The sequence below is a fragment of the Vibrio sp. V33_P6A3T137 genome, from assembly GCF_009904835.1.
Taxonomy (GTDB): Bacteria; Pseudomonadota; Gammaproteobacteria; order Enterobacterales; family Vibrionaceae; genus Vibrio; species Vibrio metschnikovii.
Window position 1 is genome coordinate 1 of the sequence record NZ_WXWK01000106.1, and the last position, 10,111, is coordinate 10,111.

Here is a 10,111-nt window from a genome sequence, read left to right on the forward strand (position 1 = left end):
TAATTTCCAGCTCATTAGTACCACTTTCTAATAAAATTGTATTATTTGGATTGCTCATAATCATTCACATCTTTTCGGCAAAGCGTTAAGTTCGTTCCTTTTTGTAGTATATACGCAAGTCGTCCAAAGAAAATGATAATGGGGTAGATTGTTTATTTAATTTGTTATCTATACCCAATTACCAAGAAAAAAGTCTCTCGTTAATCCGCCATGGCTCCCTTAAACCGTGCTATTGCCAGCAAGTCTATGAATATAGATGAGTAGTTGTAAAAGAAGCACCACAGAACCAATGATTAACCCATTAAAATGGGAAAAATCACACCTCAATAGAAACTCTTTTGCATATCAATATGTGACATCGATCACTTATAATGTCGCTTATTTTTTACTCAACAGGTACGTTCTTCTATATACTGATAAGTGCAGTGAGGTGTTAAATCATCAATCATTCCCTACTCATCATAATCATTTAAATAGATTAGGAACGATTGACTTATCTCATTTTACATCGTCAGGAGGAAAGTCATTATGGAAAAAGATGCTTTAGGTATATGCCTTTCACGAGACATGCTAAGCGAGCATCTTCTGTCAACGTTTACTCATGTTCGGGCTTACGAACTGGCGGTAGAAAACGATGAACAAGTCCGCGTATTATTCGCTTTTCCACAAATGTCGGGCAAGGATGTGCTCACTACGATGCAAGGCACGAAAAAATTGATTTGGCGAGCAGATTTCTTCTGTCCCCATTTCCCTCATCGATAAATCAAAGCTGATTCGTAGTAACGAATCAGCTTTGAACTCTTGTTACAACAAAATACTACTCTCTCGAAAAAAAACTCGCTACTATAGAGTAATCACTCTAAATCGAACTCTGAACGGTAACATGAAGCTAAAAACCATTACTTTGACGTTGTGCTCGTTGCTGGGTAGTGCTTCTGTCCATGCTATGCCGATTTCGTTTCAGCAAGCTTGGGATATTTTGCAGCAAAGCAACCACTCATTAGCCGCCGAACGAGCCAGTGTGGAGCACTATCAGCACCTCCAAGATTCTACGGCAAATCTTAATCTTCCTTCGGTTTCATTAGGAGCCAGCTATACTCGGCTTGATAAAGATGTCACTTTATCCGTACAACAAATTGTAGGCAGTAGCGGGGCTCATTTACCTTTTCCCGTACCGCCAGCTCTCGGTTCACTAAGCTCAACGATCACTGAACGTGATATTTTTAGTTCTTCGATTCGAGCGGTATGGCCTATTTTTACCGGTGGACGTATTACCGCCGCTCAAACGGCCGCTCAAGGCAGAAAAGAAGAAGCACAAAGTCAATTAGCGATGGTAACCCAAGCACGCTACGAAGATTTAGCCAAGTACTACTTTAGTGTGGTTTTAGCACGCGAAGTGTTACAAACTCGGCTTGCCGTTGAGCAAGGATTGACTCAGCATCGAGATAAGGCCCTTAAACTTGAGCAACAAGGTCAAATCGCTTTAGTTGAGCGTCTACAAGCCGAAGCTTCCCTTGATAAGGCAACGATTGATCGTAAAAAATCAGAAAAAGATTTAGATATTGCACAAAGTGCTTTAACTCAAATACTTAATCAACATCAGCCTGTTGAACCAAGTGGGCAGCTGTTTATTAACCAAAGCCTTCCTCCTTTGAGTGCTTTTATACAGCAAACCTTAGCAACCTATCCTGGCCTTGATCTGCTCAGCGCAAAAGAGAAACAAGCCAATAGCCTTATCAAGGCTGAGAAAGGGAAATACTACCCAGAGGTGTATCTATTTGGTAACTATAGCTTACATGAGGATGACTCATTAGCGGGCCAAATGAAACCCGATTGGCTCGTTGGCGTTGGCGTCAGTGTGCCTTTAATTGAAAATACTGGGCGTAGCCACCAAGTGAAAGCCGCCAATAGCTTAGTCTCACAAGTCCGTTCTTTGCGCGCCCAAGCAGAACAAGATTTAACGGTATTGGTTGAAAAAACCTATAAAGAAGCCGAACAAGCTCTAGAAGAAGCACAAGGGCTTAATTCAAGCTTACGCTTGGCACAAGAAAACTTATCATTACGTCAAAAAGCCTTTAATCAAGGTCTGGCCACTTCGCTTGACGTTGTCGATGCCGAACTTTATTTAGCCAGCATTAAAACTCAACAAGCCGTGGCTGGTTTTAACTATCTCATTTCTCTGAGTAAGCTTTTAGCCTTATCGAGTGAGATGCAAACTTTCTCTCATTATAAGCAGATGGCAGTTCCTTTAACGATGCTGCCCAATCACCTTGTCGATTCACAAAGGGAACCTTCATGAAAGCGGTTAAATCCTCTGTTATTGTAATTTCTGTCGTCGCCGCCGTCGCTTGGATAGGTTATAGCTTTTATCAAGCTTATCAGCCTCAACCCATTCGTCTCCAAGGACAAATTGAGTCTCAACAATACAGTATCTCATCCAAAGTGCCGGGACGTATTGATCAAGTCTTTGTTCGCAAAGGGGATCTCGTCAGCAAAGGTCAGCTAATTTTCACCATTCATAGTCCGGAAATCGAAGCTAAATTAGAACAAGCGATGGCGGGGCAAAGAGCGGCTGGCGCATTAGCTCAAGAAGCGGAAACGGGTTCACGTAGCCAACAAATACAAGCAGCAAGAGACCAATGGCTAACCGCAAAAGCGGCGGCTGATCTGGCTGAAAAAACCTATTTACGAGTGAATAATCTCTTCGAGCAAGGCGTTGTTGCTGAGCAAAGACGAGATGAAGCCAATACTCAATGGCGTGCAGCCAGATACAGTGAAAATGCCGCTCTACAAATGTATGAAATGGCTAAAGAAGGGGCTCGTAAAGAGACCATACTCGCCGCTTCTGAAAATGAACGCATGGCCGCAGGTGCGGTGGCTGAAGTAGAAGCTTATGCCGCTGATACTCGCATTGAAAGCTGGTTTGACGGTGAAGTGTCTCAAGTATTAATGCAAGCCGGAGAATTAGCCCCGCAAGGTTTTCCTGTCGTCACCGTGGTTGATCGTGCTGACTCATGGGCAGTCTTTAATGTTCGAGAAGATTTATTGCGCCACTTTGAACAAGGATCAAGCTTCAAAGCATTCTTACCTGCGTTGGATAAGTATGTTGAATTTACCGTGACCCACATAGCAGTAATGGGAGACTTTGCTACTTGGCGATCAACCGATACTTCACAAGGTTTTGATTTAAGGACCTTTGAAGTTGAAGCGCGCCCCACACAACCCGTTGATGGGTTAAGAATGGGCATGAGTGTTGCTGTTGAGTTATAAGACCATGTCAAACCGTCTCCCTTCACAGTGGCAGTTGTTACGTCACGATCACTGGCTACTCTCATGTCTGACTTGGGTGCCCATTACTCTGGCGGCGCTATTATGGTGGATATTTTCCCAAGGTATCCTCCATCATTTACCGATAGGTGTGGTCGACCTATCACACAGCCAATTATCGCGGCAAATGGTTCGTCAACTGGATGCTACATCAACCTTATCGGTAACACGCCACTATCAAAGTGCCTCGGAAGCGAAACAAGCATTAATCTCAAGTGATATTTATGCTTACGTCGTTATTCCTACTCAGTTTGATAAAAGTATTTATCGTGGGGAGCAGCCTCAAGTCAGTACTTTTTACAATAGCCAATATATTTTGATTGGACGATTAATCAATTCAGCGGTTCTTCAAGCCCAAGGAACATTTAACGCTCAACTGGATGGAGCTAGAACCTTAGCAAAAGGCGATCAAACCCTGTTGAGCGCTTTGGGACAAGCGGTGCCTGTTCGAACTCAAGTGACTCCACTGTTTAATAAAAATAATCACTATGCTCAATTTTTAGTCTCTGCGGCGGTTCCTGCACTGTGGCAAATTTTTATCGTGGTCGCGACAATTTTAATTTTAACGGCAAATTATCGTGAATATGGTCTACAACGTTGGTTAGCGGCTCACCCTTTCCGAAACCTGAGTAAAACACTGGCTCCCTATTTTGTCATTTTCCTACTTCAGGGAATTGGATTTTTAATTTGGTTCTATCAAGCCATGCAATGGCCGATGCACGGTAGATTCTCAATCATCATTGTTGCTCAGATGGTGACTATTTTAGCTTGTATGATTATGGGCTGTTTTTTTTACTTTTTAACCCTTGACCCTGCTCGAGCAATGAGTTTTGCGGGTGCATTTACCGCGCCGAGCTTTGCGTTCATGGGCGTCACTTTTCCTGCCTCAGATATGAGTAGCGTCGCGCTTGCTTGGCGAAGTTTGTTACCCATCAGTCATTATATTGAAGTGCAGATCAGCCAAGTCAATTATGGACTGAACGCTCAGCAGTCACTTCAGCATTTATGGCCAATGCTCGGTTACCTACTCCCTTTAGTGATCACACTCGTGCTTATTAATAAACATCAAAGCAAAGAAACCGCGCTAAGGAGTAATCATGACTCTGTTTAATCTGTTCAAAGCCGAGTTAAAAGCGCTGATAACTAATCCTGTGGTGATGTTAACCATGATCGGTGGTGTGGTTTTTTATTCTTTTCTCTATCCATTACCGTATAGCCAACAAACCCCTCGTGAATTACCCATTACTGTAGTGAATTTAGATAAAAGCCAGACTAGCTATCAACTTGAGCGAATGGTTGATGCTACCCCACAGATAAAAATCATCCAGCGAAATCACTCGATCGTGGATGCCAAAGCAGCCTTTTTAGCTGGCGAAGTGAGTGGTATTTTGGTGATCCCTGAACATTTCTATAAAGATTTACTGCTCGGTAAAAGCCCAACGCTAGCCTATGCCGGAGACGCGGCGTACTTTCTGGTCTATGGCACGGTGGTAGAGGGATTGGTTCAAGCTGGTGGCACTTTATCAGCGAAAGCGAAAGTTGCGCGCTTGGTCGTCGATGGAGAGCCTTTGGGACTCGCGATGGAACACTGGTCTGCACTACAATCGAATATGAAGCCGACTTTTAACCCTAAAATGGGTTATATCGATTACGTTGTGCCCGGTGTATTTGTGTTGATTTTGCATCAAACACTGATTATGGCGGTGGGATTAATGGTCGGTACTCAAAAACAGGGTAAAGGCTACTGGCAGCGCGTCTCTCCACTTCGACTGATTGCAATAAGAACACTGCTGTTTGTCGCCTGTTATTACCTCCTCAGTATGTATTACTTTGGAGCCAGTTTTAGTCGTTTAGGTATCAGTACTCTCGCCAATATGGGGCAATTGCTGACACTTTTATTACCCTTTTTATTGAGTGCTTGTTTTCTCGGTATCTGGCTTGGTGCGCTCGCCCCAAGGCGAGAGCTCGTCACCGTTGTCGTCTTAATCAGCTCGATGCCTTTAGTTTTCTCTTCTGGTTTTATTTGGCCACTAGAAGCGATTCCGCCCCCTATCACTTGGCTGGCCAGCCTATTTCCAAGCACCCCAGGGATACAAGGTTTTCTTGCTCTTAATCAAATGGGCGCGGAATGGTGGCAAATTGCACCACAATGGACACTGCTTTGGTTACAAACCTTAGGCTGGGGTTGGCTAGCGTGGTGGCAATACCGTCGAACCGGCAAAGGAAAACTCGCTCATCATGACTAACTAATCTCTACTCAGGATAATGAAAGTTCTACAAACTTTCTTATCCTGAGTTGGCATGAAATCATAAGAAGCAAAGAATGACTTCGGTGGCTTGAGCAGCCCACCAGCCCTTGTATTATCGCCATCGCTCCCCTGCTATACCCTTCCTATTTGAAGCTGCAGGAGTGTTGGCTACGTTTGTTCACCCCAATCATAGAGTCTATCTATGCTCATGGGGACTCACTCACTTGCCGCCGACCTGCAACTTCCAAGTTGTTTGGGTATACATGCATCTGTTATCGCTATTAACACGAGATCCTTCCTCTATCTTATTCCTTATCGAAGTTAAATAAATAACCATGATAGATATCACTTAGCTATCGACTTTTAAAGTTGCATAGGTTATAAGTCTAGAAGTATAGACGTCCATTAGCTTAGGGAGCAAGCCGTGCCAATTAAGATCCCCGATCAACTACCTGCAACCGATGTGCTACGCCAAGAAAACATCTTTGTTATGTCTGAATCTCGTGCATCAACGCAAGGTATTCGACCTCTTAAGGTATTAATTTTAAACTTAATGCCCAAAAAAATTGAAACCGAGACACAGTTCTTACGACTGCTGTCTAATTCCCCTTTGCAAGTTGATATTGAGTTATTACGCATCGATGATCGTCCGAGTAAAAATACACCGGAAGCCCATCTTAATGCTTTCTATCGTCAATTTGATAAAGTCAGTCAACGCAATTTCGATGGCCTTATCATTACTGGCGCGCCGCTTGGATTGGTTCAATTTGAAAATGTCGCTTACTGGGACCATCTACAGCGCGTCATGAATTGGGCCAAACATCATGTCACTTCAACGTTATACATTTGTTGGGCTGCGCAAGCTGGGTTAAAACTGCTATATAACCTTCCCAAACGCACTCGAGAAGAAAAACTCTCTGGGGTTTATCAGCATGAGATTCATCAGCCTTTTCATCCTTTACTAAGAGGATTCGATGATACCTTCCTCGCTCCACACTCTCGTTATGCTGATTTCGCCGCTGATTATCTAGAGCAACATACCGATCTCGATCTGCTTGCAACATCAAGCATTGCAGGCGTTTATTTAGCGGCAACGAAAGATAAACGAAATGTGTTTGTGACTGGTCATCCCGAGTATGATGCCGATACCCTACATCAAGAATATGTGCGAGATGTTGCAGAGGGTTTGCAACCGCCAATTCCACTCAATTATTATCCTGATGATAATCCAGAGCAGCCACCACGGGCGAGCTGGCGAAGCCATGGGCACTTATTATTTGCCAACTGGCTTAATTATTGTGTTTATCAACAAACGCCCTATGATCTTGAGCACTTTAGCGAAGATAAATTCACTAAAGACGATTAACACTACTTCCCTTCTTACCTTAGGCTAACTGAGTTTGCTAACTGACTCGCATCCTTGTCGGTTAGCCATTTTTCAAACGCCCAATCATTCTATTATAGACGCCACAACAACTTGAATTTACGGCTGTATTTGGGCTTCGCCAAGATCCTTCAATCACTCTGATGAGTCCTATCGATAATGTGATGCCAGTGAATCAGTGCGATGACACTACTGAAAATTCGAGTAAACAAACATCACAACGTCGCTGAATGGAGAAATGGCATGAAATGGGGATCCGCATTGGGATTAGGGATCAGTGTCTTGTGGCTAAGTGGCTGCGTTACTATGACTGAACAGGGACAAGCAGAATTACGAAGTACTCCAATTGAAATGGCAGAATCAAGAATTGCGTTAGGGTTAGGTTATCTCGAACAAGGTAACCGGGTAAAAGCTCGGCAAAGCCTACAAAAAGCGCTCCAACATGCGCCACACTACTATCGCGCTCAGCTCTCCATGGCGCACTACTTTGAAATAGTGGGAGAGAATGAAACGGCGCAGCAGCTTTATCAAACCGCATTAAGGGAGCACCCCAGAAATGGTAATGTGCTTAATAACTACGGTGCCTTTTTGTGTAAACAAGGGGAATATAGCCGAGCCGATCAATATTTTATGCGTGCCGTTGAGCAGCCTTACTATTATCTGATCCCCGCCAGCTATGAGAATGCAGGATTTTGCGCTTTAAAATCGGGCGATAAACAAAAAGCGCACTATTATTTCGAACGTTCGTTAGATCATGACCCTAACCGTGCTCGATCAATCCTACAACTGGCTAAGTTGGAGATTGATGATGACCAATTTATTCCAGCACGGCTGCGTTTAATGAAGTTCCATCAACAATATGGTTATCAAAAGACATCCTTAGAGCTATTGATTGAACTAGAAAAACGCAGCGGCAATCCTGCGTTAGAAAACAAATATCAGGCATTATTAGCAGAGCTGATCTAACTATTTTTTGATGTTAGTTGGGCGACCATCTCTGCCGCCTTTGCGCTCGCGATAATTGACACGGCGCTGCTTTTTAACGGCTTTGGCACGTTCAATTTTCTTATATTCACGATAAGCAATGCGAATAAACTTAATCAGCCCAGCTAAGAGTAGTAAACCAAAGACGGTCATAAAGGGCACGCAAAGCCACTCAGGTTGACATGGCAGATAGAAGTCGATGTCCATTTGTGGCCTCCTTAGATTTAGGCGCTATTTATACCTCTTACTGATTTATCGGCAGATAAGCCATATTCTTGACTCTGATGTCATTATACACGTAATTTATCTAAAATTTTCGCTTTCAGAACGACTTAACCTTGTTGAGCTCTCAATTCTAGTACCATCATGTATAGCCGAGCATCAAACTCTAACTGATGATAATTAGGCTCCATATGACAACACAGTTGGTAAAAAGCTTTATTGTGGTCTTTTTCACGTAAATGGGCCAACTCGTGCACAACGAGCATACGTAATAAAGGCTCTGGTGCTTGTTTGAATGCACTAGCAATACGAATCTCATTTTTGGCTTTTATCTTGTTGCCGTGCACCCGAGAAACATAACTGTGTAGACCGAGCGCATTATTAATAAGATGAATTTTGCCATCGTACACCACTTTACTCAGCGGTGACGTCTTCTTCATATACTGATTTTTAATCGCCATCGTGTAGTTAAACAGCGCTTTTTCACTCTGGATAGCGTGCCGCTCTGGGTAACGCTGCTCAAACCAAGGGATCAACTTATCTTGAGTGATTAATTGTTGAATTTGTTCTATTAGCGAGGTGGGATAACCTTGAATATACTTCAATACAGGATGCATAAATTCACTCTGTCGCATCAATTTTTGACGTGGCAGTGTAACTTAAATGGCCCAAGAAGTAATGCCTATTGCCACTACAAGGCGGCTTGTGTATCGGCTCAGCCAGCGTTAGAATTCGCCCTTTTGGTCAAAGTGAGCCTAAAAATGAAACGTGTTGTCCTTTATGTCAAAGACAAGTGCCCTCACTGTAAAGATGCCCAGCGTTATTTGGATGCGAAAGGTATTCAGTACCGTTTGTGTAATGCCAAAATGGCGCGCGGTCGCAAAGAGTTAGATGCGCTAGGAGCAAGAAGTCTCCCTGTCCTCAAAATTGGCGATCAGCTCTTGATTGGCTGGAACGTCAGTAATTTTGAACGACTCTATACCCAAAAAAGCTAAGCGCGGCGGATTAAACGTATTGCTTTACAAATTCGATAAACGTTCTATCGGCATTAGATAAATAGCCCTCTTTACGCCACGCTAACGCGAGATCAATGGAGACGGGAGGTGTGAACGGTATTGCTCTCACTTCCGGTTCATTATCTGCGACCAGCGTCAATAAAGCAGTAATCGCGTGTTCTTGTTTAACAATGCTGAGGATCATCGGTAACAGGTTAGTCTCAAAAGCAATTTTTGCCTCATGTTGATGTGTTTTACACACCTTATCAATGAACTCACGGTGAAAGTAACCCGTTTTAAACATCACCAGTTGATGCTCAAAAAATTGCTTAAAATCGATCTGCGTTTGAGCAGCCAGTGGATGATGCTGTCCTACAACGGCCACCATCGGGGAAGAGAGTAACGGGTCAGTTTCTAAATCAGCAGGCACATCTTGATTTAAAATCACGCCGACATCGAGCTCTCCTGCTAATAACATTTTGCGTATCGATTGGGTTCCCGCATCAATGACCGTCATTTTTAAATTCGGAAACTGGGTTTTAAACGCCATTACGATCGGTGGAAAAAAATAACTACCCATCATACTTGGTGCACCTAAGCGCACTTCCCCTTTTACCAGTCCTTTGAGTTCATCCATGGCTAATTGAGCATTGTCGATTTGCTGCAAAATTCGTCGAGCATGGTCGATTAATACCGAACCTTCATGCGTTAAACTTACTTTACGATCACCACGCTTAAATAGGTTTACACCCAGCTGCTGCTCAAATTTTTTAATAGCAATACTTAATGCTGGCTGAGCGATGTGCAGTTGCTGTGCGGCATGAGTGAAGTTCTCATGCTCTGCCACCGCAAGAAAATATCGTAATTGACGACTATCCATTAGCTATTAATTAAAGTTATTGCTTCGATATTTATAATATATTTTATTAATCCGGATAACGCTGCTAGTT

11 protein-coding genes are annotated in these 10,111 nt (G+C 43.2%); 8 read left to right on the plus strand and 3 right to left on the minus strand.

Annotation, left to right across the window (positions count from 1 at the left end; all coding sequences use genetic code 11):
* Positions 1–528 precede the first annotated feature (528 nt).
* The 7 genes from CAG60_RS10085 to pilW all read left to right on the plus strand — a co-directional run bounded on the left by CAG60_RS10085 (position 529) and on the right by pilW (position 7,926).
* Positions 529–762, plus strand: a complete 234-nt coding sequence (locus CAG60_RS10085) for a hypothetical protein (protein ID WP_040904267.1) — start codon at positions 529–531, stop codon at positions 760–762.
* Positions 763–883: 121 nt separating this feature from the next.
* Positions 884–2,299, plus strand: a complete 1,416-nt coding sequence (locus CAG60_RS10090; protein WP_161438863.1) for a TolC family protein — start codon at positions 884–886, stop codon at positions 2,297–2,299.
* A complete protein-coding gene (locus CAG60_RS10095; protein ID WP_158143820.1) occupies positions 2,296–3,270 on the plus strand; it encodes an HlyD family secretion protein in 975 nt (324 codons plus the stop codon). Before CAG60_RS10090 ends, CAG60_RS10095 begins: the two co-directional genes overlap by 4 nt.
* A 4-nt stretch (positions 3,271–3,274) precedes the next feature.
* On the plus strand, positions 3,275–4,438 hold the full coding sequence (locus CAG60_RS10100) for an ABC transporter permease (RefSeq protein WP_004395146.1): 1,164 nt from the start codon (positions 3,275–3,277) through the stop codon (positions 4,436–4,438).
* A complete protein-coding gene (locus tag CAG60_RS10105) occupies positions 4,425–5,573 on the plus strand; it encodes an ABC transporter permease (RefSeq protein ID WP_154167999.1) in 1,149 nt (382 codons plus the stop codon). The genes CAG60_RS10100 and CAG60_RS10105 overlap by 14 nt, the downstream gene beginning before the upstream one ends.
* Before the next feature lie 427 nt (positions 5,574–6,000).
* On the plus strand, positions 6,001–6,942 hold the full coding sequence (metA, locus tag CAG60_RS10110; RefSeq protein WP_004395144.1) for a homoserine O-acetyltransferase MetA: 942 nt from the start codon (positions 6,001–6,003) through the stop codon (positions 6,940–6,942).
* Positions 6,943–7,203: 261 nt separating this feature from the next.
* Positions 7,204–7,926, plus strand: a complete 723-nt coding sequence (pilW, locus tag CAG60_RS10115; protein ID WP_161438865.1) for a type IV pilus biogenesis/stability protein PilW — start codon at positions 7,204–7,206, stop codon at positions 7,924–7,926.
* On the opposite strand, the gene CAG60_RS10120 is transcribed toward pilW, so the two are convergent.
* Both CAG60_RS10120 and CAG60_RS10125 read right to left on the minus strand, forming a co-directional pair.
* Positions 7,927–8,151, minus strand: coding sequence for a hypothetical protein (locus CAG60_RS10120; RefSeq protein ID WP_004395142.1), 225 nt, complete (start codon positions 8,149–8,151; stop codon positions 7,927–7,929).
* A 125-nt stretch (positions 8,152–8,276) separates the two neighbouring features.
* Entirely contained in the window at positions 8,277–8,783 is a 507-nt protein-coding gene (locus tag CAG60_RS10125) for a M48 metallopeptidase family protein (RefSeq protein WP_154167994.1), read from the minus strand.
* A 144-nt stretch (positions 8,784–8,927) separates the two neighbouring features.
* On the opposite strand from CAG60_RS10125, the gene CAG60_RS10130 reads away from it, so the two are divergent.
* The gene (locus CAG60_RS10130; RefSeq protein WP_040904261.1) at positions 8,928–9,161 is read left to right on the plus strand and encodes a glutaredoxin family protein; all 234 of its coding nucleotides are present in this window, start codon (positions 8,928–8,930) and stop codon (positions 9,159–9,161) included.
* A 10-nt stretch (positions 9,162–9,171) separates the two neighbouring features.
* Here CAG60_RS10130 and CAG60_RS10135 read toward each other — a convergent pair whose 3' ends face one another.
* Entirely contained in the window at positions 9,172–10,041 is an 870-nt protein-coding gene (locus CAG60_RS10135) for a LysR family transcriptional regulator (protein WP_161438864.1), read from the minus strand.
* Positions 10,042–10,111: the final 70 nt, after the last annotated feature.